The following is a 245-nucleotide window of genomic DNA, read 5'->3' as shown; positions in this document are numbered from 1 at the left end:
CTTGAGCTTGAATACCTGTCCATCTCCCCCTGCTTCCCTGAAGAATCGGAAACCATTGGTTCTCAAATTCTGGACATCAGGATATTCTGCATTTTCTGTATCTGGTGGTCCCATGACCAAAATTCCAGCCCTATCAGGGTCTGCGTTAATCTTGTACCACATGGTGGCACTAAATTCATCGCCTGTCAGGTTTGTGGTTGCAAAGGTTAAATAGGAATCCGTAGCGCCAGCATAGGCCTCATCCC

The 245-nt window shown here is 47.3% G+C and carries 1 pseudogene; it reads right to left on the bottom strand.

Annotation, left to right across the window (positions count from 1 at the left end):
* Nucleotides 1-245: pseudogene (locus ACRHOZ_RS21245) on the bottom strand (LamG domain-containing protein); the annotation flags it as partial.

Source organism: Flagellimonas flava (assembly GCF_050617915.1).
GTDB lineage: Bacteria > Bacteroidota > Bacteroidia > Flavobacteriales > Flavobacteriaceae > Flagellimonas > Flagellimonas flava_A.
This window is presented reverse-complemented; position numbering and strand designations above follow the sequence as displayed.